The following is a 20,011-nucleotide window of genomic DNA, read 5'->3' on the forward strand; positions in this document are numbered from 1 at the left end:
GCCGTTTAACCTCGCTGCAGTGCGCCTGACTACGACCCGGCGACGTGCGTCCTCACTGCCGCGGTCCTGCCACGCTGAGTCGCTGCACGGCCCGCAGGGTGTCGACGTCCACGGAGGGCGCCTCCTCCGCGGGGCCCTGCAGCCGGATGGCATAGGGCTCTAGGCCGAAGTGATCGTCCTGGAGGGTGAGCTTCCACAGGCTGAAGCCCCGCAGTGAGGGCAGCGCGCCGTCGGCCAGCACGGCCGCCAGTGCGTCCAGCGCGCGGACGCGCTCACTCGGGTCCAACGGCTGCCGCGACCACTCCACGCACTCGCGCTGGCCCTCAGACGCGCTCGGGAGCACCTCGAAGCCCTCGTAGGACCAGGGGCGCACGGCGCTGCCCGCGCGGCGCGTGAAGCCCAGCTCGCCCAAGTACACAGGCAGGGCGGGACGGCTGGGGCGGGCTTCGGCCACGCGCGCGAGGTTGCGGAGGTGGCGCTTCCACGCGGCCTCGAAGTCGCCGCGTTCACCTGCGCGGCGCAGCCCGAAGTAGGCCGTGGACACGATGGCGTCGGTGGCGTCCCAGAAGCCCACCTCGGCGTAGGTGTCGAAGCCGGCGCCGTAGCTGAGCAGCCCCGGAAAGCGCGCGCGTGCCTCGTCCAAGAGGGTGCGCCAGTGGTCCTCGTGGCGTTGCCGCCGCTGCCGTAAGCGCGTGGCGCGACCCGTGTCGGGGCCAGCCACCGCGGCACCCCACGCGCGCAGGGCGCGGTGCTCACCGGCGACCGCGCTCGGGAGGTCCGGGTAGGTGCCTCCGTCGTGCCAGGTGACGGGGCCCGTGGCTGCGCAGGTCGCGAGGTCGTTCGCTTCGCGGTCCAGCTGCGCGTCGCTCAGCGCGTGGGCCAGCACGCCGGGCACGTCCACGGCCGTGCTGGTGAGCGCGTTGAGCTCGTTGCCCACCACCAGCAGCGCCACACCTTCCTGAGCGGCGAGGTCGGCCGCCCACAGCACGTAGTCGCGGTACTGCGCGAAGAACGCGTCCAGCTCTGCGTCACGCGGCCAGGCCAACCCATGCCACAGGTGGCGGTTGGGCGGGCTCGCAGGGTCCAGCCGCACGCGCAGCACCAGCATGACGGAGAGGCCCGCCTCGCGTGCCGCCCGCAGCCGCGCTTGCAGCGCACCGGGCTCGGACTCACCGAAGTCGAGCGACGCGCGGTCCCACTCGCGCAAAGTGGCCTCGTGCGACACCTGCAGGGTGGTGAGCCCCACGGCACGCATGGCGCGGGCCAGGGGCACGAGGTCCGTCTCGCCCACGTCCACGCCTCCGCTCAGCCATGGCGCGTTGGCCAGGGGGCTGCCCGCGCTCGCTCCGTGGTCTGCACCCTGGGCGCCCTGCTGCGCCATGTTCCCCAGCAGGAGCGCCCCCAGAAGCACCGCCGCAGCGAACGCGAGCACTCCACGCCGGGAGTGGGGGCCCAGCCTCATGAGGAGGCGCGGCGCCCCACCTGGAGCTTGGTGCGCGAGGCGATGGCCGCCAGCAGCGGGTGCCGGGCCCGCACCGCCTCGAAGATGTGGTCGAGCCAGAGGATGTCCTCGGTCTCGTCGTTGGTCCCCACCACGATGGGCAGGATCCAGTTCTCGCCCTCGGACAGGGCGGTGAAGGCGCGGTTGAACCCACGCGGGATCACGATGGTGTCGAGCCGCCCCAGCTCTACCTTGTGCTCGCCGTGGTCGCCCCAGCTCACCTCGAAGCGGCCCTCGAGCACACAGAACATCTCGGTGCTGAGCGTGTGCACGTGCAGCGCCGGGCCCGTCCCGCGCGGCGTCTGCACGAACACGGCCACCAGCTCGTCGGGGCCCGCCACGCGGAAGCCGACGGGGCCGCGCGCCGTGGGTCCCAGCGCCAGGTACAGGTCGCGCGGGCTCAGGAAGTCGCCGATCTCGTCGGGCACCAGCGAGAAGGGCGGGCGCGAGCGGAGCGGGCGCAGGTCGCGCTGACGCGCTACGCGACGCCCCGGCACCAGAGGCCGGCCGGTGCGCGGCACGAAGGTCAGCTGCAGCACCTCGGCGGGGGTGTCGCCATTGGCCAAACGCACACGCTCCCCGGGCTCCGCCAGCAGCATGCTTCGCGCAGGGAGCGCCTCGCCACTGCTGCTGCGCAGCTCGCCGCGCACCACGATGTAGACGCACACGCGGGCGGGCTCGTCGGCGGGGGTCAGCACTTCGCCCGGGGCCACGCGCTGGAGGGCCAGCGAGAACCCTGGCGGTCCCTGCACGGCTTGCTGCGAGGCGGCCGCGGCCTGCCGCGCGGGGGAGGGCTCCTGAATCAGGAAGGTGCGCTCGCCACCTGCGGCCTCTTGTTGCGCGATGCGCCCGACCGCGGCGTGCACCGGCTGCGGGTCGGCGGCGGCGGGGAGTTCGAGCGTGTGCATCGCGAGCATGAGGAGCCTCCGGGTCAGGGCTGGGAAGTATGCCACTTCTGGTGGTCGGGTTCCGTGCCGCGTTGCGCCTCCGCGAGCGTGCCTTCACAACCGGCGCATGGCCAAGAAGCAAGTCGTCCGCGAGCGTCCCGAGGGGCTCGACAAGCCCTGGGTGAAGCCCTTCATGAACCGCATGACCAAGGCGAACGTCTGGGTCTACCAGAAGACCAACGGGCTGATTGGGTCCAAGTGGCGCGTGGGCGCCGCGTTCCCGCAGGGCGTTCCCGTGTGCCTGCTGACCACCACGGGCCGCAAGAGCGGTGAAGAGCGCGTGGTGCCGCTGCTCTACCTCATGGAGGGCGAGAGCGTGGTGGTGGTGGCCTCGACGGGCGGCATGCCCAAGAACCCGGCCTGGTTCTTCAACATCAAGGACAACCCCGAGTGCGAGGTGCAGGTCATGGGCAAGAAGTGGCGTGCCCGGGCCCGCGTCGCCGACGCCGCCGAGCGCGCGCAGCTGTGGCCCAAGCTGGTGGAGCTCTACTTCGACTACGACAACTACCAGCGCTGGACCGACCGCGTGATCCCGGTGGTGGTGCTCGACCCCATCTGAGAGCCGCTAGCCGGGTGCTCCTGGCGCCCACGCGCCGTGAAAGCTGATGGGCAGCGGCGCGTCGAACCACAGCTTGCAGACCGGGCCGTCCGAGAGGCGGTCCGCGTGCAGCACGGTCACGCAGGTGCGGTCGCGCGTGAGGTCGAGGCAGTGCGTCAGCACGTAGGCGTCTTGTTCGGGCTCGCCCACGGGGGCCAGCACGGGCTCACCCAGCCACTCGTCGGCGCCCGCGGTGTGGGCCTCGAGGGCGCCCGTCTCCGTGTCGATGCGCAGGATGCCGCTCGGCGTGTCGCGCCCCTCGGCCTGGCACCAGATGTACCGATGGCGGTGGCCCACCCGCTCGGCGCGCACCACCGGGAACTCCGCCGGCAGGTCCGAGAAGCGCTCGAAGCGGGCCACGCCGGAGGCGCTCACCGAGAGCCGCTCCATCATGGGCGGGGCCGACTTCTTGCCCGAGCCAATCTCCTCGAGGCTGCCCAGGTCGGGGTACTTCGACAGGTCGATGACCAACCCCTCGCCGTCCTCGAAGGCGTTGGCGATGTGCCACGTCCAGAAGGGCTCGAGGGGCACCGTGCGGAACTCGCTCGGGGCCGACAGCGGCGCGATCAGGAGGCGCGCACCCAGCTCCGGGTGGAAGCGGAACCAGGTGTCGAAGGAGCCCAACCGCAGCACCGCGCGGTGCGTCACCAGCTTGGCCGGGCAGAGCAGCACGCACACGTGCTTGTCGGTGACGGCGAAGTCGTGGATGAGCCCGGCCCAAGGGAGCGTGAAGCCGCCCAGCTGGCGCACCGGGCCGCTGTCCGGCAGCGCAATCAGCTCGAAGCGCGGCTCGCGGCCGTACTGCACGTGGAAGTTGAAGGTGGTGCGGAGGCTCGCCACGCGGTGCGGGTGCGCGCTCATGCCCTGGGTCAGCACACCTCCGAAGTTCTGCTCGCCCAGCGTGTGGAGGTCGGCGGAAAGCTCGGTGGGCAGCGAGAGCTCCACCTGCGCGAATAGGCGGTCCTGAAACAGGACGGGGCTGGTGTTGGCCACGTTCTTGGTGAGCCCGCGCAGCGACCGCGGCAGGCGGTCCACCAGGCGCGCGCGGCTGCTGTAGAGGTGGCGCCCCGCGCGCTCTTCTTCTTGGAAGCCGCGACCACGCACCACGCGCACGGCCCCTTTGGCCTGGCCGTCGGCGATGCGCACCGCGCTCATCGCGCCGTCGGCCTCGAACGGGTGGTTCACGCGGCGCCCGAAGCGCTCGAAGAGCCCGGGGCCCACGCGGTAGAGCGTGCCCTCGAGGTCGGGTGGGAGTGTCCCCTCCACTTCCATGGGCTCGAAGCCGTGCTCACGCCGGAGGTTGCGGGTCAGGGCGGCGTGGATGGCGCCCGCGGTCGTCGTGCTCTTCATTGCCTCTTCCCATACCCGGACATGCGGGTAGTGCGCCAGCCCCTCAGCGCTGGTGCTTCGCCTTCCACTCCTCGTAGGGCATTCCGTAGACCAGCTCGCGCGCGGCCGGGTCGCTCAGCGCCACACCGCGCTCCTCGGCGGCCTCGCGGTACCACTTGGACAGGCAGTTCCGGCAGAACCCCGCCAGGTTCATGAGGTCGATGTTCTGCACATCGGTGCGACCGCGCAGGTGACCGACCAGGCGGCGAAAGGCGGCGGCCTCGAGCTCGGTACGGGTGGCGGCGTCCATCGAAGGCGTGGTGATGTCTTGCTGGGTCATGGGCCGAGCATGCCCAGCCCGTGCTGGGGGCGCTAGCCGCGTGCTAGGGTGCTGCGCATGGAACAGCGTGTTTGGGGCTTTCGTGTAGTGGTCATGGGGGTGCTCGCCCTCGCGTCGCTGCCTGCCACGCGGGTTGCGGCGCAGGGGGACCCCATCGCGCCACCGCCCGGCGGTCAGGACGACTACTACGTGCCGCCGGGGTACGCGAGCGATCCGCCGCCGCCCGCGCAGACGTACCCCGCCCCCGCCCAGCCGTATCCGGCGCCCGTGCAGCCGCAGCCGTATCCGCAGCAGCCGTACCCCGACCAGCCGTATGCGCAACCGTATCCACAGCAGCCGTCCGCGCAGCCCTACCAGGACCCGGCAGCTCAGCCCTACCGCGGGCGGCGTCGCCTCGAGCGCCTGCGGGGCGACGAGCCGGTGCCTGCTGGCGTGGAGGTCATCGAGCGTCGCCGCCTGGTGCTGTCGCTCATCGGTGTCGGCGTGTTCGCGGGCTCCTACATCCTGCCCGTGGCCGTCATGGTGGACAGCGGCCTCGACAGCCGGCGCGTCTTCGTGCCCGTGGTTGGTGCCCTGCTCGAGAACGGCCACAGCGACTATCTCTTCGGTGGCTACTGGGGCCTGGCGGTCTTGGACGCCGGCGTGCAGGCCGTGGGGCTCACGCTCTTCGCGCTCGGCATGCGCCGCCAGCGCTACGCGGTCTACTACGTGGACACGGCTCGCGGCCGCACCCTGGCGCTGTCCCCCGGCGCCGGCCCGCGCGGGCTCTCGCTGCACATGGCCTTCTGACGTGGTAGACGCGGGGCATGTCGCTGAAGACGAACCCGGGCAACTACTTCGAAGACTTCGTGACCGGCGCCACCTTGGTGCACGCCGTGCCGCGCACCATCACGGAGGGCGACCAGGCTCTCTACGTGGGCCTCACTGGCGACCGCTACCCGCTGCACTGCTCGGCGGAGTTCGCGCGCACGCTGGGCTACCAGCGCGAGACCGTGAACGACCTGTTGGTCTTCCACATGGTCTTCGGCAAGACGGTGAACGACGTCTCGCTCAACGCCGTGGCCAACCTGGGCTACGCGTCCGTGAAGTTCCACCTGCCGGTGTATCCCGGTGACACGGTGCGCACGGTCAGCGAGGTCATCGGCAAGAAGGAGAACAGCAGCGGCAAGAACGGCGTGGTGTGGGTGCGCAGCACGGGCACCAACCAGCGCGGCGAGACGGTGCTCTCGTTCTACCGCTGGGTGATGGTCAACAAGCGCGACGGCAACACCCCCACGGGCGCCAACGACGAGCCCGCCATGCCGAAGGAAGTTCCGGTCAGCGAGCTGGTGGTCCCAGCGCACCTCGACCTCTCCCACTTCCCCGCGTGGGCCGCCGGTGGCCGTGCCTTCCTCGACGACTACCAGGTGGGCGAGCGCATCGACCACGTGGACGGCATGACCATCGAGGAGTCCGAGCACGCGATCGCCACGCGCCTCTACCAGAACACCGCCAAGGTCCACTTCGACTCGCACCAGGCCAAGAACACGCGCTTCGGCAAGCGGCTCATGTACGGCGGTCACGTCATCAGCGTGGCGCGCGCGCTGTCCTACAACGGGCTCGAGAACGCGCTGGGCATCCTGGCGTGGAACGGCGGCGCGCACGCCAACCCCACGTTCGCAGGCGACACGCTCTACGCCTACAGCGAGGTGCTGGACAAGCAGCCGCTGCCCGGCCGCACGGACTGCGGCGCGCTGCGCGTGCGCCTGGTGGCCGTGAAGAACGTGGACCTCGCCACCGAAGAGGTGCCGCTCAAGGTGGAGGGCAAGTACCACCCGAGCGTGGTGCTCGACCTCGACTACTGGTTGCTCATGCCCACCGGCAAGTGAGGGCAGGGCGCGCGGGCACGGTTGCCGCCCCGCACGGCGTGGGCGAGTATTCAGCCATGCGCCGCTCCGCCCTCGCTCCCGCTGTCGTCTCCCTGGCGCTGGTCCTCGCGCTGCAGTCCACGGGCTGCGGCGGGAACGACAACACCCCAACGCCCGACGGGGGCGACATGGGGGGCGGGTTCCGCGACAACGGTATGATCGACATGGGGCCGGACCTCGGGCCGCTGGTCTGCACGGCCAGCGCGCTGGCTGGGGAGATTGGCGGCGCGTGCCGCGGCGTGGCGCGGGAGTGCAACGGCACCCAGGTGTGCATCGGCGAGCTGCGGTCGACCGTGGGCGGCGTGCAAGACCCCATCTTGGACGTCCCCGATGGCGGCCCCGAGAGCTTCGAGCTGGTCGACTTCCCGGGAGACTACTGCGCCCCCGCCTTGGCCACGGCACTGCGCTGCTCCACCGCGGACCGCGCGGCGTGCGCCTCTGTGTGTGGGGTGTGCGTCAGCAACATCTTCAGCGACGCCAACCTCTGCCTCAAGCAGTGCACGCCCAACGCGGTGGACAACGACATCTGCCGCAACAACTACGAGTGCAACATGCTGAACGGCGCCTGCGACACGGGCTGCGCCTCGGATGACGAGTGCCGCACCTCGCGCGAAGACACCGACATGAACGGCATGATCGAGCCGTTCGATGTGGACACCGGCCTGGGTGACCGGATTGTGTACCGCCCCGAGTCTCAGGCCTTCTGCAGCCCAGACACCTTCCGCTGCGAGCACCCAGGCACCCCCGGCGCCGAGGCGGGTGACCCGTGCGAGTCGAACGACGAGTGCGAGGCCAACGGGCGCTGCCTGGACGAGGTGCGCTTCGAGTTCCCGGGTGGCTATTGCAGCAAGTACCGCTGCGACTTCGAGGGCAACAGCTGCGCGGGCGCGGGCTCGGTGTGCAACAGCCGCGGTGTGGGCTTCCCGTCGTGCTTGGCGGGCTGCACGCTGGGCACCGGCGTCACGCAGGGCGACACCTCCACGTACCTGAACAACACGCAGGGCTGCCGCACGGGCTACGCCTGCGTGTGGGACGGGCGCAGCGCGGCGGAGCCCATGAACGGCAGCTGCTTGCCGGGTGAGTACAACAGCGTGACCGAGCCGAACATCGGCGCGCCGTGCAGCACCACCGACGACTGCTACTCGCCCTTCGGCCAGGGCGTGTGCCTGACCACGGGCTACCCCGGCGGCTACTGCTCCGTGCTGGACTGCGGCACCGTGGGCATGCCCGCCGACCTGTGCGGCCCCTCCGCAGCGTGCGTCATCATCGGCGCGGGCACCCGCGTGTGCCTGGCCAGCTGCAGCACGGCCGATGACTGCCGCCTGGGCTACGCGTGCGGAGACATCGACAGCGACCCGCTCACCCCGGGCTCCACCTGCTTCGCCGACTGCCTCTCGGACGAGGAGTGCCGGGACGGCGAGACCTGCGTGTCGGGCTCCTGCGCGGACTGAACCCCACATGACGCAACCACCGTGGCGCACTGAGCTCGAGGCCGGACGAATCGCCGTCCGTTCGTCGCTTCGTCGCGGGGAGTGGTTGGTGCGGGGTGTCAGCGGATACTTCGAGGTGCGCTTCGACGTGGACGAACTCGTGGCGCTCGTCCCGATCCCACCTGACCAGGCGCGAGAGTTTCTCGACGGAGAGGCCGCGAAGGACGACGTCATCACGCTGCCTCTCCACCCGTGGAAGCACGCCGACGTCGCGGCGAAGACCGACTTCGACCGGTACGCGGAGGTGCTCGAGACCTCAGCCATCAGCATGAAGTGGGGCTCCACCAGCGAGAGCGGGGGAGGGACGTCGTTCACGTCGCCCGAGCAGCTCGCCACGTTCCACACGCGCCGTAGCGAGCTCCTGATCTTCGCGCTCGAGTTCACCCCGAAGGTCCCCGGCTCGGGCGGGGCGAGGCTCACTGCGTTGGTCGACGCCGTCCGTCGGCGGGAGGCCACCGTGATGGCGTCCCTCGGGCCAGAGCACGGCGCGCTCGTCGCCGCGCCCGCGTCGTTCGCGGGACACCCGTTCGGCTTGGCCACGTTCGATGGCGACCGCGTCGTTCGGCTGTTGCTCCCTTTTGGCACGGGCCTCCTCGACGGCATTCGGAAGCGGATGGTCGCAGAGGACGTGCCCCTCGTGCGGCTGAGCGCTGCGCAAGCGCAAGAGCTGGCGCGTAAGGGCGACCTCGCCCGCTACGGCGAAGTGCTCGCTGTCGAGTCCGTCACGCTCCACGGAGCGGTGAGTCCGGCGCCAACCTTCGACTCCCCCGACCGCGTTGACGAGCTCCGTGCCGCGGTCCGCGCTGCGTTCAGCTCACGCCTCGAGTTCACGGTGCGCTCACCCAACTGAGCGGGCGGGTCAGGCCGGCGTCTCGGGGAGCACGGGCGGCCCCTCGTGCCAGCTCACGTCCGCTTCGTAGATGGACGCGAAGTGGTGCGCGGCGCGGTCTTCCAGCTCCCGCATGGGCACGCCCTGACCCGTCTCACGCTCGAGCGAGGTGACGCCCTTGTCGGTGATGCCGCACGGCACGATGAGCTGGAAGTGCGACAGCTCGGTGGTGTTGTTGAGCGCGAAGCCGTGCATGGTGACCCAGCGGCTGATGCGCACCCCCACCGCGCCGATCTTGCGCTCGCCGTCCACCCAGGCGCCGTTGAACCCCTCCATGCGTGCAGCCGTGACGCCGTAGTCCGCGGCCGTGCGGATCATGGTCTCCTCGAGCGAGGCCACGTACTTGCGCACGTCCTGGCGGTCGGGGTGCAGGTCGATGATGGGGTAGCCCACCAGCTGCCCGGGGCCGTGATAGGTCACGTCGCCGCCGCGCCCCACTTCCTCCACGCTGACCCCTTGAGCCGTCAGCACCTCGCGGCTGAAGAGGATGTTGTCGGCCTTGGCGCCACGCCCGAGAGTGAGCACCGGGAGGTGCTCCAGCAGCAGCAGCGTGTCGCCGATGGTGCCCGCCTTGCGCGCCTCCACTAGCGTGCGCTGGAGCGCGTGGGCCGCGTCGTAGGGCATGACCCCCACGCGGTACACGTCGAGGTGGCGTGGCGCGCGCGGGATCACTTCTTGTTCATCACGTGGACGGCCTCGCCGATGGCGTGCTTGAACGACTCCATCATGCCTTCGCCCAGGGTGGGGTGCGGGTGCACGGTGAGCGCCACGTCCTCCGCGAACGCGTCCATCTCGATGGCCAGGGCGGCCTCGCTGATCAGGTCGCTGGCCTCGGGGCCCACGATGCCCACGCCCAGCACCTGGTTGGTGTCGGCGTCCACGATGGTCTTGATGAAGCCGTCGGTCTCGCGCACGGCCATGGCGCGACCGCTGGCCGCGAACGGGAACTTGCCGATCTTGATGTTGCGACCCGCCGCGATGGCCTGCGTCTCGCTCATGCCGGCCGTGGCGATCTCCGGCTCGGTGAAGATGGCGGCGGGGATGCTGCGCCAGTCGGTGGCGCGGTTGTGGCCCGCGATGACCTCGGCGCAGATCTCCGCCTCGGCCGACGCCTTGTGCGCCAGGTAGGGCCCGCCCTTGACGTCGCCGATGGCGTAGATGCCGTCCACGTTGGTGCGCAGCTGCTGGTCCACGATGACGTGGCCGCGCGGGTCGAGCGCCACGCCCACTGCGTCGAGCCCGAGCCCTGCCGTGTTGGGCTTGAAGCCCACCGCCACGAGCAGGATGTCGGCCTCGATGGTCTCTTTCTTTCCGCCACCCTCGACGGTCACGCGCACGCCACCGGCGGTCTTCTCGCAGGCCACCGCCTTGGTCTCGAGGCGCACGTCCACGCCGCCCTTCTTGAGGTGCTTCTGCACCACCTTGACCATGTCGAGGTCCACGCCCGGCAGCAGCTGGTTGGTGAGCTCCACCACCGTGACCTTGGTGCCGAGCTTCATGTAGACCATGCCCAGCTCGAGGCCGATGACGCCACCGCCGATGATGCACATGCTCTTGGGCGCCGACTGCAGCGACACGGCCTCGCGCGCGGTGATGATGGTCTCGCCGTCCGGCTCGAAGCCGGGGATGCGGATGACCTGCGTGCCCGTGGCGATGACGATGGCCTTGCTGGCGTCGAAGGTGAGCGTCTCGCCCGTGGCCGTGACCACCTGCACTTCGCGCGGGCCCGTGAGCGCTGCGTCACCGATCACGATGTCCGCGCCGTTGCCCTTCACGAGCGAGGTGATGCCGCCCGTGAGCTTCTTGACGATGCCGTCTTTCCAGGCCTGCATCTTGGCCACGTCCACGGACACGTCGCTGACCGTGATGCCCATGTCGCTGGCGGTCTGGATCTTCTGCACCAGGTTGGTGGCCGCGATGAGCGCCTTGCTCGGAATGCAGCCCCAGTTGAGGCAGATGCCGCCCATCTCCTCTTTCTCGACGCACAGGGTCTTGATGCCCAGCTGGGCGAGACGGATGGCGGCGACGTAGCCACCAGGGCCGCCTCCGATGACGATGGCTTCGTAGGACTTGTCGGACATGGTCAATCGCTTCCGGGGGTATCGGTCGGGTTCGGTTAGGCGCGAGGGTAGCGCAAGAGCTCGTCCCGTTGGGACTCGAGGTGCGGTGGGCGTGCTGCGTAGACGTCGTCCATGAGCCCCTCGCGTGACACGGGGGGCTGGGCCTCGGTGGCCCGGATGGCCACTGCGATCTCGGCCTCGAGGGCGGCGTCGAGCGCCTGCTCGCCTTCGGGCGTGAGCTGGCCCGTGTGGCGCAGGTGGGCGCCCAGCCGCGCGATGGGGTCCCGCGCGCGCCAGCAGTCCACCTCGGCCTCGTCGCGGTAGCGGGTGGGGTCGTCGCTCGAGCTGTGCGCGCCGATGCGATAGGTCAGACACTCCACGAGCGTGGGGCCCTCACCGCGGCGCGCGCGCTCGGTGGCGCTGTGCACCACCTGGAACACCGCCAGCGCGTCGTTGCCGTCCACGCGCACGCCGGGCATGCCGTAGGCGCTGGCCTTCTGCGCGAAGGTGGCCGAGGCCGTCTGGCGCGAGGCCGGCACGCTGATGGCCCACTGGTTGTTCTGCACCACGAACACCACCGGCGCGCGGAACACGGCGGCGAAGTTGAGCGCCGCGTGGAAGTCGCCTTGGCTCGTGGCCCCATCGCCGCTGAACGCGATGGCCACCATGTCGTCCCCGCGCCGCACAGCCGCCATGGCGGCGCCCACGGCCTGCGGCAGCTGCGGGCCAATGACGGATGACCAGCTCACCACACTCGCGCTGCGGCCCGCCATGTGGCTGGGCATCTGGCGGCCCTTCGCCACGTCGCCCGCGTTGCCATAGACCTGCGCCAGGTACGTCTCGAGGGGGAAGCCCCGGGTGAGCAAGATGCTGCTCTCGCGCAGGGCCGGGAACACCCAGTCCGTGGGGCGCGTGGCGAACCCGCAGGCGATGGGCACGGCCTCTTGGCCCGTGACCGACCCGTAGAAGCCCACCGCCCCCTGGCGCTGCTTCGCCAGCATGCGCTCGTCGAGGCGTCGCAAGAGCCGCATGCCGCGGTACATGGCCAGCTGCGTGGGGCCATCGGGCAGGGCTCCGAAAGCCCCCGCGTCCGCTGCGCCGGGCACCAGCTGACCCTCGTCGGTGAGGGCCCGAAAGAGGCCGAGCGCGGGGTCCTCGTGCGGCGCGTGCATCGCGCGAGATATTGGTCCCTGGGTGCGTGTGGGTCAACGTGCTATCCCCTCGCCATGAGGCAGCCGACGGCTCTGGGACCGCGAGCGCGGAACTCGGTCCACCTCGCGGCCGAGGCTCCCCGGCTGGCGGTGTTGCTGCTCGCCCTGCTGTCGCTGCTGGCCTGCCAGGAGGCGCCCCCGCCCGGGCCTGCGGACACGGTGCGGACCTTCTTGCGGCTCATGGACGAGAGCGGCATCCGCAGCGGACCGTCCGGTGAGGTGCTGGCCGACGAGGTGGCGCTCCAGGAAGCGTTCCAGCTGCTCTCGAACCGCACGCAGAGCGCGCTGCGGGAGCGCGCGGACCTCGCCGCGTCGCTGGCCGGGGGCGAGTACCAGGCCCACAACATCCTCATCCCGGGCCGCTTCCGGCTGCGCTTCGAGCCCGTGACCTTCGACGAGATCATCCAAGAAGAGCGGCCCCGGCGCGCCACCGTGCGCGTGCGTGGACGCGGCCCGGGCGAGCTGGCCGAGATCCCGCTCGTGGAAGAAGATGGCCGCTGGCGCATCCCGCTGGACATCCCGCCGGCCGCTGAGAGCAGCTTCTAGAGAGCGACGCCTAGACCTCCCGGTGTATCGTGCGCCCCATGCGCAACTTCCTCCTCGGTCTCTCCATCGCCGGTGCATTCATCGCTGGCTCGCTCTTCTCGGGTGGCTCCCCTCAGTCAGCGGACGCGCAGCAGGGCGTCCAGCGCTGGGAGTACCACTGCACGGAGGGCTACAACGCCCCCACCATCATGGAGCGCGCCAACGCCGCAGGGGCGTCTGGTTGGGAGATGGTCAGCGCCGTGGGTAGCACTCGTGTCGCTGGGCTCTGGTGCTTCAAGCGTCCGAGGCGCTGAGCAAGCACAGCCGCGCGCGTGGTCTCGCCTCGCTACACCAGGGTGAGCGGGCTCTCCACGAAGTCGTTGGTGCCGGGCACGTGCACGTGCAGGCGGTGCTCGGCCACCTTGCCCTGCTGGATGCTCACCACGATGTACGCGCAGGGCCACATGAGCTGGCCGCTCTGCGCGAACGTGGCCGCGTCTTCGGCGCTGAAGTAGGCGCCGGCGTCGCAGTGCGAGTGGTAGATGACCTTGAGCGGCCGGCCGCTGTCTTCACCCGCGGTGAACGCCCGCTGCGCGCGCAGCTCGTTGATCTTGAAGTACATGGCGCTCGTGCGCGGGAACGTCTCGGGGTCTAGCCGGTGGTACTTGTCCGCCTCGTTCTCCTCGCGGCGCGCTTCGTCCAGCAGGTCGGGCTCGCCCGCGGGCCCCATCACGAAGCCGCAGGCCTCGCTCGGGTAGCACTCGAGCGCGTGCGCCTCGATCTCGGCCATGACGGCGGCGGGGATGCGCAGGTTCCCAGCGATCCAGGGCTTGTCACCAGACATACTTCTTCTCCCACTTCAGCGGCGCGAAGTACCGGTCGTGCCGGTCGCACGCGATGGTCACCACACAGCCCGGCTCGCCCTTGGCCACCAGGCGCTTGGCCAGCGTCAGCGCCGCCGCCACGTTGGCGCCGCTCGAGTGCCCCACCATCAGGCCCTCTTGCTCGGCCAGACGGTCCGACATGTCCCAGCCATCGTCGGTGCTCACGGGCAGGATCTCGTCCGGCAGCGTGGGGTCGTAGATGGCGGGCACGATGCTGCTGGCCATGTGCTTGAGGCCCTCGAGCCCGTGCAGCGCCTCTTTGGGCTCGGCCGCCACGCACACGATCTTGCGGTGGTGCTCGCGCAGCCGGCGTGTGGTGCCCATGGCCGTGCCGCTGGTGCCGAGCGCGGCCACGAAGTGCGTGATGCGGTCGCCCACCTGCTCCAGGATCTCGACGCCCGTGCCCAGGTAGTGAGCACCCGGGTTGCTGGGGTTGCTGTACTGGTCCGAGTAGAAGTACTTGTCCGGGTTCTCGGCCACCAGCTTGCGCACCAGCCGGATGGCGCCGTCGCTGCCCTCCATGGGGTCGCTGTGGATGAGCGTGGTGCCGAACGCTTGCGTGATGTCCTTGCGGGGCTTGCTCACGTTGGCCGGCATCACCAGCGCAATCTTGTAGCCCAGCGCCGCGCCGAACAGGCTGTACGCCACGCCCGTGTTGCCGCTGGTGGCGTCGATGAGCGTCTTGTCCTTGGTGAAGCGCCCGCTCTCGATGGCGTCCAGCAGCATCTGGCGCGCGGGGCGGTCCTTCACGGAGCCACCGGGGTTCATGTACTCGAGCTTGAGGTACAGCTCCACGCCCGGCACGTCACGCTCGATGGCGTGGAGGCGCACCATCGGGGTCTGACCCACGGCCTCGATGATGGATTCCATTCGGCGGAAGCGCACTTCAGTCGTCTCCAAGCAGGAAGAGGTTCGCGGGCAGCTCCGCGGGCTGGCCCAAGTCCAGCAGTTGCTTGATGCCCTCGACGGCCGTGAGGGCGCCGAGCAAGAGGTCTCTGGCGGGCCCGAGCGCAGCAGGCGCCAGGAGCGGCCCCAGCAGCTCGAGCGGGAGCAGATCGACCTCCTCCGCGGCGGAGTCGGGGTCGGTGTGCACGCTCACGCCCGCGCGCTGCAGGTAGTCCGCAGCGTGGGCACGCGAGGCCGGGGTGCCGCCGAACAGCCAGACCACGGCGTCGTCGAGGACCGCTTGGCCCTCGGCGCCCACCTCCGCGAGCATGCGCTGGCGGACGTGACGTGCTCCGTGGTCGGCGGGCAGCGTCATGCGCTCAGCGGCCGCCTGCGATGGCCGGCACCACGCTGATGGAGTCGCCGTCCTTCACGGGCGACTCGAGGCCGTCCAGGAAGCGGATGTCGTCGTCGTTGAGGAAGATGTTCACGAAGCGGAGCACCTTGCCCTCGTCGCTGAGGACGCGCTCCCGGATGCCGGGGTGAGCCGCCTCGAGCGCCGCGATGGCCGCGCCAACGGTGGCGCCCTCGACCTTGATCTCGTCGGCGCCGCCGGTGAGGGTGCGGAGCGGGGTGGGAATGCGAAGCGTGACGGCCATGGTGCAGGTTCCTAGTTGGGGGGCGGGACGTAGCGCTCCATGCGCAGGTCCTTGATCTCGCCCGCGCAGAGCGGGCAGCCCGGGCGCGGCCGAGCTTGAAACCGACGCAGCTTGCCGGCAAGCGCGTCGTAGTGGAAGAGCGTGCCGAGCGCGAACGGGTCGCCGGCCAGGTGCGCCAGCACCAGCGCGCTCTGGAGCGCAGCCACCACGCCCACCACGGGGCCCATCACCCCGGCGGTGGCGCAGGTGTCGGCGCGACCCGTGGGCAGGTCCTCGAACACGCAGCGCAGGCACGGGCCTTCTGCCGCGGTGCCGGCGCTCAGCAGCGCCCAGCCCGACCAGCGCACGGCGCCCGCGTGGGCCACGGGCACGCCGCGCAGGCGCGCCGCGTCGGCCGTCAGGAACTTGGTGGCGAAGTTGTCGGCGCCCTCGATGACCAGGTCTTGTTCGGCCAGCAGGTCTGGCGCTTCGGCGGGGCGCAAGCGTCCCTGCACGGCCACCACCTCCGTGGACGAGTCGGGGTGATCCGCACGCAGCCGCTCGGCCGCGCGGGTGACCTTGTCATGGCCCACGTCGGCGTCGGTGTAGAGCGTCTGGCGGTGGAGGTTGCTCACGTCCACCGCGTCGTCGTCCAGCAGGGTCAGGCGTTTCAGCGCACCACTCGCCATGAGCACCCGGCTGGCGGGCGAGCCGAGGCCGCCGCAGCCCACCACCAGGGCGCGCGTGATCGTGCTGCGCGACGTGGCGGGGAGGGCGCTCACTCGAAGTACTCGGCCAGGCTGAAGTAGCGCTCGCCCGTGTCGCACAGGAACGTGACCACGTTGCCGCCCGGGCCAATCTCGCGCGCCAGCTGGCACGCCACGCTCACGTTCGCGCCCGCGCTGATGCCCACCAAGAGCCCCTCTTCGCGGCTGAGGCGCTGCTTCATCTTCCATGCCTCGGCGTCTTCCACCGTGCGCAGGGCGGTGACCACGCTGGGGTCGTAGTTGTCGGGCACGAAGCCCGCGTTGAGCCCCTGGATCTTGCTGGGGCCGGGCGCCCCACCGCTCAGCACGGGGCTGGCCGCGGGCTCCACCGCCACCACCTGGATGCCCGGGCGCGCCTCTTTCAGCACGCGGCCCACGCCGGTCACCGTGCCGCCAGTGCCCACCGCCGCCACCAGCGCGTCCAGCCGCAGCCCCTCGAACGCCGCGAGGATCTCTTGCGCCGTGGTCTCCCCGTGCACCGTGGGGTTCGCCTTGTTGGTGAACTGCTGCGGCATGAACGCCCCGCGCTCCTCCGCGATGCGCAGCGCGGCCTCGAGGGCGCCGTCCATCACGCGCTCGGGCTCGGTGAGCACGATCTCCACGCCGTAGCTCTTGAGCAGCTCGCGCCGCTCGAGCGACATGCTGGCCGGCATGGTCAGCACCAGCTTGTAGCCCTTCTTGCGGCACACGATGGCGAGGCCGATGCCGGTGTTCCCGCTGGTGGGCTCCACCACGGTCATGCCCGGCCGCAGCGTGCCATCGCGTTCGGCGGCCTCGATCATGGCGAGGCAGATGCGGTCCTTCACAGAGCCGCCCGGGTTCAGGTGCTCGCACTTGACCCACACGCTGGCGCTGCCTTCTTCGACGACGCGGCGGAGGCGGACGATGGGGGTGCGACCGATGAGATCGAGGACGCTCGAGACGACGGGTGCGGACATGCGGGCTCCGGAATCAGATCGAGTAGACATAGCGCCTGGGTGGCCCGCGTCGAACGCCATCGGCTTCGCTGCGCGCGCACAGATCCTGAAGGTTGAGGGCGTCGAAGCACGCCTCGATGCTGGCCGAGAGCTCCTCGAAGACGTCCTGCGTCACGCGCCGGCTCAGCGGGTCCCCGCCCACCAGCTCGTCGCTGTCCGCCTCAATCTGCGTGGGCCCTTCGAGCGCCCGCACGATGTCCCCCACGCGGATGTCCCCGGCGGGCTGCGCCAGCGCATACCCCCCACGCGGCCCCCGCTTGCTGGTGACCAACCCCGCCCGCTTCAAGTCCTGGAAGATCTGCTCCAAGAACCGCGGCGGAATGGCCTGCCGCGAGGCAATATCCTTGATCTGCGTGGGGCCGCCGTCGTTGTGGAACGCGATGTCGAACATGGCGCAGACGCCGTAGCGGCCTTTGTTCGAGAGCTTCACACACCGTATATGCGTTTCCCCATCGGTAACGTCAAGAACATCCTTCGGGCGCTTGCTCACCTGCTGGCCGGTCGGGGCTTCCCTGGCAGTTCTGGAGGCGGGATCGTGAGGGGAGGTGGCCGGCAGACCTGCCTGCGGGGCCGGTCGCGCTGGCGCTCCCTCGGGTGCCTCCGCCCAATTCGGCGCGTCGTTCCGACGCTTGAATTGGGGCCCCCCCCACCCCCGCTGGCAGGCCCGCCGGCCCCCTCCCCGCGCGAGCGCCTGGCGGTGCGCGTGGAGCCCGACGGGGAACGGGTGGGGCGCACCCGGGGATGTCCTCTCCTGGGCGGGATTTACGCGACTGAGCGTGGGGAGCTCGCCGAGCCCAAGGGACACAGCTCGATGCGCCGCCGCCCCCCCGACGGGCATGTGCGCGCCGGAGCCGGCTGCCGCACTCAGCCGCACTTGGAGTGACCCTGCCCGACCCCTCGCGGTCCGAGCCAATCCGCACTCCGTCGAGCACCCGCGGGCACCCCCCATAAGGTCGTGCAAACTCCCGCGGCCCCGCCCGCACCGGAGGGCCGAGCCGAGTCCATCCCCGCTTCGGTGCACGCCCCGGATGCCCAGCCGAGACGGTTGCGTGGGGCCGGGGTGGGACGGGCCTCCGAGAGGGGGTGGGGGGGGCCCCAATTCAAGCGTCCGCAGGACGCGCCGAATTGGGCGGAGGCACCCGAGGGAGCGCCAGCGCGACCGGCCCCGGCAGGAGGCCTGTCCCACCCCGGCCCCTCACGATCCCGCCACCGCCTTGAACACCCGCCAGGTGAGCCCACTCGAGCAGGGGATTTACACAGCGCCACCCCGGTGCGACCATGAACCCACTGTGAAAGTTTGCACGATCTGCCGTGCCCGGTATCGAGGCAACCCCACGTCTTGTCCGCTGGACGGTGGGGCGCTTCGGGATCTGCCCGATCCGTTGATCGGCCGCACGGTGGCGGGGCGCTACCTCATTCAGGAGCGCATCGGGCAGGGCGGGATGGGGACCGTGTATCGGGCGCGACACGAGGTGGTGGGCCGCGACGTCGCGCTGAAATTCCTGTCGAGCGACCTCGCGCATCGCCCTGCGCACAAGACGCGCTTCCTGCGTGAGGCGCGCGCGGCGAACCGCATCAACCACGAGCACATCATCGACATCACGGACTTCGGCGAGACCGACGACGGCTTGGTCTACCTCGCGATGGAGTTCTTGGACGGCGTCCCGCTCAACAAGCAAATTGCCAAGCGCGACCTGAACGTGACGCGCTCGTTGGGCATCGCGCTGCAGGTGGCGCAGGCGCTCGGGCGGGCGCACGAGCTGGGCGTCATCCACCGCGACATCAAGCCGGACAACATCTACCTGCTGTCGGGGTACGCCACCGACTTCGTGAAGCTGCTGGACTTCGGGCTGGCGCAGATGAAGGGCGAGCTGCGCGTGACGGCCACGGGCACCGTCTTCGGCACGCCCGAGTACATCGCCCCCGAGCAGGCCCGTGGCGCGCCGCTCACGCACGCGTGTGACCTCTACGCGCTGGGGTGCGTGTTGTTCGAGATGCTGACCAGCGAGCTTCCGTTCCAGGGCTCCACGTCCGAGCTGGTTCTGGCGCACCTGCGCACACCGCCGCCCACCCCGTCGAGCCGTGGGGTGAACGTGCCGCCCGAGCTGGACGCGCTCATCTTGCGGCTCCTCTCGAAGCAGCCCGAGGCGCGCCACCCGAGCGCCTATGCGCTGGCCGGTGAGCTCAGCGACATGCTGCAAGCCATGGACGCCGCGACCGTGGAGCCCATCCCGCTCACCCGCAAGAGCCTGGCGCCGAAGCCCGGTGAGCCGCGCAAGGCGGTCAGCAAGGTGGAGGAGAACATCGGGCTCGACGGGGTCATCTCGTCTTGGGAGAACCGCCTCGAGGTGCTCGAGGACGTGAGCCGCAGAGCCCACGTCGGGTCGCAGGCGCCCGCTTGGCTGGACGAGCACCTGACGCGCATGCGTGGCCACGTGCAGGCCATGACCAAGGCGCGTGCGCGGCTGAACACGCAGGCCGGCGCCATCACGGAGGACGAGCGCAAGGTGCGCGAGCAGCGGCTGCAGATCGGGCGCGCTCTCGACGCGCTCGGTGGCGACGAGGCGCGCGCGGCGCAGCGCATCGAGGAGCACGCCGTGGCGCTCGGGAAGGGCCGCATGCACCTGGACCAGGCCCTGGTGGCGTGGCGTGCCGCGCGCATCGAGCTGGTCTCGCTGGTCCCCACGTTGCCCGACACGGGGCTGAACGAAGCGCAGCTCTCGGTGCTGGCGCAGGTGGGCCAGGTCGCCGAGCGGCAGCTGCAGGCCAAGCGCGCCATCGACGCGAACATGCGCGAGCTGGCCAAGGCCCGCGCCGAACACGAAGACATCCGCTTCCAGATGGCGCAGCTGAAGGGCCGCATGGGCTCGTTCAGCGCGGGCGCCGAAGTGGACATCAGCCCGGCGCGCGAGGAGCTGGTCGCGCTCGAGCGCGAGATCCGCGAGCACCTCGATCAGGTGCTGGGTGACGCCGAGCCGGTGGTGCGCCACCTCATGTCCTTCCCGCACCTGCGGGACCGCATTCGCGCCGCTGCCGAACCTGCCGTGGGCTAGCGGAGCACCG

22 protein-coding genes are annotated in these 20,011 nt (G+C 70.6%); 8 read left to right on the forward strand and 14 right to left on the reverse strand.

The genetic code is table 11. From position 1 onward, the window contains the following. Positions 1-52: 52 nt before the first annotated feature. Complete coding sequence (locus tag IPI43_08915) at positions 53-1,462, reverse strand: hypothetical protein (protein ID MBK7774249.1); 1,410 nt, start codon at positions 1,460-1,462, stop codon at positions 53-55. Beyond that, positions 1,459-2,418, reverse strand: a complete 960-nt coding sequence (locus IPI43_08920) for a hypothetical protein (protein MBK7774250.1) — start codon at positions 2,416-2,418, stop codon at positions 1,459-1,461. The genes IPI43_08915 and IPI43_08920 overlap by 4 nt, the downstream gene beginning before the upstream one ends. 97 nt (positions 2,419-2,515) lie before the next feature. Between IPI43_08920 and IPI43_08925 the strand changes: the two genes are divergently transcribed. Further along, a complete protein-coding gene (locus IPI43_08925; GenBank protein ID MBK7774251.1) occupies positions 2,516-3,007 on the forward strand; it encodes a nitroreductase family deazaflavin-dependent oxidoreductase in 492 nt (163 codons plus the stop codon). Positions 3,008-3,013: 6 nt separating this feature from the next. On the opposite strand, the gene IPI43_08930 is transcribed toward IPI43_08925, so the two are convergent. Then, complete coding sequence (locus IPI43_08930; protein MBK7774252.1) at positions 3,014-4,396, reverse strand: carotenoid oxygenase family protein; 1,383 nt, start codon at positions 4,394-4,396, stop codon at positions 3,014-3,016. Between the two features lie 43 nt (positions 4,397-4,439). After that, positions 4,440-4,685, reverse strand: a complete 246-nt coding sequence (locus tag IPI43_08935; GenBank protein ID MBK7774253.1) for a DUF1244 domain-containing protein — start codon at positions 4,683-4,685, stop codon at positions 4,440-4,442. A gap of 87 nt (positions 4,686-4,772) precedes the next feature. Here IPI43_08935 and IPI43_08940 point away from each other — a divergent pair, with 87 nt between their 5' ends. The 4 genes from IPI43_08940 to IPI43_08955 are packed head-to-tail and all read left to right on the forward strand — an operon-like array spanning position 4,773 to position 8,962. Further along, positions 4,773-5,504, forward strand: coding sequence for a hypothetical protein (locus IPI43_08940; protein MBK7774254.1), 732 nt, complete (start codon positions 4,773-4,775; stop codon positions 5,502-5,504). 17 nt (positions 5,505-5,521) lie between these two features. Next, positions 5,522-6,583: a MaoC family dehydratase gene (locus tag IPI43_08945; protein ID MBK7774255.1), complete on the forward strand. Its 1,062-nt coding sequence runs from the start codon at positions 5,522-5,524 to the stop codon at positions 6,581-6,583. Positions 6,584-6,639: 56 nt separating this feature from the next. Then, on the forward strand, positions 6,640-8,073 hold the full coding sequence (locus tag IPI43_08950; GenBank protein ID MBK7774256.1) for a hypothetical protein: 1,434 nt from the start codon (positions 6,640-6,642) through the stop codon (positions 8,071-8,073). 7 nt (positions 8,074-8,080) lie between these two features. Continuing rightward, complete coding sequence (locus IPI43_08955; GenBank protein MBK7774257.1) at positions 8,081-8,962, forward strand: hypothetical protein; 882 nt, start codon at positions 8,081-8,083, stop codon at positions 8,960-8,962. A gap of 9 nt (positions 8,963-8,971) precedes the next feature. Here IPI43_08955 and lipB read toward each other — a convergent pair whose 3' ends face one another. The 3 genes from lipB to IPI43_08970 are packed head-to-tail and all read right to left on the reverse strand — an operon-like array spanning position 8,972 to position 12,233. Continuing rightward, complete coding sequence (gene lipB, locus IPI43_08960) at positions 8,972-9,673, reverse strand: lipoyl(octanoyl) transferase LipB (protein ID MBK7774258.1); 702 nt, start codon at positions 9,671-9,673, stop codon at positions 8,972-8,974. Then, positions 9,670-11,082 (reverse strand): dihydrolipoyl dehydrogenase, encoded by a 1,413-nt coding sequence (lpdA, locus tag IPI43_08965; protein MBK7774259.1) that lies wholly within the window; start codon positions 11,080-11,082, stop codon positions 9,670-9,672. The genes lipB and lpdA overlap by 4 nt, the downstream gene beginning before the upstream one ends. A gap of 35 nt (positions 11,083-11,117) precedes the next feature. Further along, a complete protein-coding gene (locus IPI43_08970; GenBank protein ID MBK7774260.1) occupies positions 11,118-12,233 on the reverse strand; it encodes a 3-methyl-2-oxobutanoate dehydrogenase in 1,116 nt (371 codons plus the stop codon). A 54-nt stretch (positions 12,234-12,287) separates the two neighbouring features. On the opposite strand from IPI43_08970, the gene IPI43_08975 reads away from it, so the two are divergent. Both IPI43_08975 and IPI43_08980 read left to right on the forward strand, forming a co-directional pair. Beyond that, positions 12,288-12,818 carry a hypothetical protein gene (locus tag IPI43_08975; protein MBK7774261.1) on the forward strand — a complete coding sequence of 177 codons (531 nt, stop codon included), beginning with the start codon at positions 12,288-12,290 and terminating at the stop codon, positions 12,816-12,818. Positions 12,819-12,856: 38 nt separating this feature from the next. Further along, positions 12,857-13,111, forward strand: a complete 255-nt coding sequence (locus tag IPI43_08980) for a hypothetical protein (GenBank protein MBK7774262.1) — start codon at positions 12,857-12,859, stop codon at positions 13,109-13,111. Positions 13,112-13,143: 32 nt separating this feature from the next. Here the strand turns inward: IPI43_08980 and IPI43_08985 are convergent, their stop codons facing one another. The 7 genes from IPI43_08985 to IPI43_09015 are packed head-to-tail and all read right to left on the reverse strand — an operon-like array spanning position 13,144 to position 17,378. After that, positions 13,144-13,641, reverse strand: coding sequence for a Mov34/MPN/PAD-1 family protein (locus tag IPI43_08985; GenBank protein MBK7774263.1), 498 nt, complete (start codon positions 13,639-13,641; stop codon positions 13,144-13,146). Then, positions 13,631-14,551 (reverse strand): cysteine synthase family protein, encoded by a 921-nt coding sequence (locus IPI43_08990; GenBank protein MBK7774264.1) that lies wholly within the window; start codon positions 14,549-14,551, stop codon positions 13,631-13,633. Before IPI43_08990 ends, IPI43_08985 begins: the two co-directional genes overlap by 11 nt. 16 nt (positions 14,552-14,567) lie before the next feature. Beyond that, entirely contained in the window at positions 14,568-14,942 is a 375-nt protein-coding gene (locus IPI43_08995; protein MBK7774265.1) for a hypothetical protein, read from the reverse strand. 4 nt (positions 14,943-14,946) lie between these two features. Next, positions 14,947-15,225 (reverse strand): MoaD/ThiS family protein, encoded by a 279-nt coding sequence (locus IPI43_09000; GenBank protein ID MBK7774266.1) that lies wholly within the window; start codon positions 15,223-15,225, stop codon positions 14,947-14,949. A gap of 11 nt (positions 15,226-15,236) precedes the next feature. Beyond that, the gene (locus tag IPI43_09005) at positions 15,237-15,986 is read right to left on the reverse strand and encodes a HesA/MoeB/ThiF family protein (GenBank protein ID MBK7774267.1); all 750 of its coding nucleotides are present in this window, start codon (positions 15,984-15,986) and stop codon (positions 15,237-15,239) included. Further along, positions 15,983-16,909 (reverse strand): cysteine synthase A, encoded by a 927-nt coding sequence (gene cysK, locus IPI43_09010; protein MBK7774268.1) that lies wholly within the window; start codon positions 16,907-16,909, stop codon positions 15,983-15,985. Before cysK ends, IPI43_09005 begins: the two co-directional genes overlap by 4 nt. A 13-nt stretch (positions 16,910-16,922) precedes the next feature. Next, positions 16,923-17,378 (reverse strand): Rrf2 family transcriptional regulator, encoded by a 456-nt coding sequence (locus IPI43_09015; GenBank protein MBK7774269.1) that lies wholly within the window; start codon positions 17,376-17,378, stop codon positions 16,923-16,925. 952 nt (positions 17,379-18,330) lie between these two features. On the opposite strand from IPI43_09015, the gene IPI43_09020 reads away from it, so the two are divergent. Next, positions 18,331-20,001: a protein kinase gene (locus IPI43_09020; protein ID MBK7774270.1), complete on the forward strand. Its 1,671-nt coding sequence runs from the start codon at positions 18,331-18,333 to the stop codon at positions 19,999-20,001. The last annotated feature ends 10 nt before the right edge of the window (positions 20,002-20,011 follow it).

The sequence above is a fragment of the Sandaracinaceae bacterium genome, from assembly GCA_016706685.1.
Classification (GTDB): domain Bacteria; phylum Myxococcota_A; class Polyangia; order Polyangiales; family Houyiibacteriaceae; genus JADJJE01.

Coding starts and splice junctions, on each gene's coding strand:
- IPI43_08915 (MBK7774249.1), bottom strand. CDS start 1,462: ATGAGGCTGGGCCCCCACTCCCGGCGTGGAGTGCTCGCGTTCGCTGCG.
- IPI43_08920 (MBK7774250.1), bottom strand. CDS start 2,418: ATGCTCGCGATGCACACGCTCGAACTCCCCGCCGCCGCCGACCCGCAG.
- IPI43_08925 (MBK7774251.1), top strand. CDS start 2,516: ATGGCCAAGAAGCAAGTCGTCCGCGAGCGTCCCGAGGGGCTCGACAAG.
- IPI43_08930 (MBK7774252.1), bottom strand. CDS start 4,396: ATGAAGAGCACGACGACCGCGGGCGCCATCCACGCCGCCCTGACCCGC.
- IPI43_08935 (MBK7774253.1), bottom strand. CDS start 4,685: ATGGACGCCGCCACCCGTACCGAGCTCGAGGCCGCCGCCTTTCGCCGC.
- IPI43_08940 (MBK7774254.1), top strand. CDS start 4,773: ATGGAACAGCGTGTTTGGGGCTTTCGTGTAGTGGTCATGGGGGTGCTC.
- IPI43_08945 (MBK7774255.1), top strand. CDS start 5,522: ATGTCGCTGAAGACGAACCCGGGCAACTACTTCGAAGACTTCGTGACC.
- IPI43_08950 (MBK7774256.1), top strand. CDS start 6,640: ATGCGCCGCTCCGCCCTCGCTCCCGCTGTCGTCTCCCTGGCGCTGGTC.
- IPI43_08955 (MBK7774257.1), top strand. CDS start 8,081: ATGACGCAACCACCGTGGCGCACTGAGCTCGAGGCCGGACGAATCGCC.
- lpdA (MBK7774259.1), bottom strand. CDS start 11,082: ATGTCCGACAAGTCCTACGAAGCCATCGTCATCGGAGGCGGCCCTGGT.
- IPI43_08970 (MBK7774260.1), bottom strand. CDS start 12,233: ATGCACGCGCCGCACGAGGACCCCGCGCTCGGCCTCTTTCGGGCCCTC.
- IPI43_08975 (MBK7774261.1), top strand. CDS start 12,288: ATGAGGCAGCCGACGGCTCTGGGACCGCGAGCGCGGAACTCGGTCCAC.
- IPI43_08980 (MBK7774262.1), top strand. CDS start 12,857: ATGCGCAACTTCCTCCTCGGTCTCTCCATCGCCGGTGCATTCATCGCT.
- IPI43_08985 (MBK7774263.1), bottom strand. CDS start 13,641: ATGTCTGGTGACAAGCCCTGGATCGCTGGGAACCTGCGCATCCCCGCC.
- IPI43_08990 (MBK7774264.1), bottom strand. CDS start 14,551: ATGGAATCCATCATCGAGGCCGTGGGTCAGACCCCGATGGTGCGCCTC.
- IPI43_08995 (MBK7774265.1), bottom strand. CDS start 14,942: ATGACGCTGCCCGCCGACCACGGAGCACGTCACGTCCGCCAGCGCATG.
- IPI43_09000 (MBK7774266.1), bottom strand. CDS start 15,225: ATGGCCGTCACGCTTCGCATTCCCACCCCGCTCCGCACCCTCACCGGC.
- cysK (MBK7774268.1), bottom strand. CDS start 16,909: ATGTCCGCACCCGTCGTCTCGAGCGTCCTCGATCTCATCGGTCGCACC.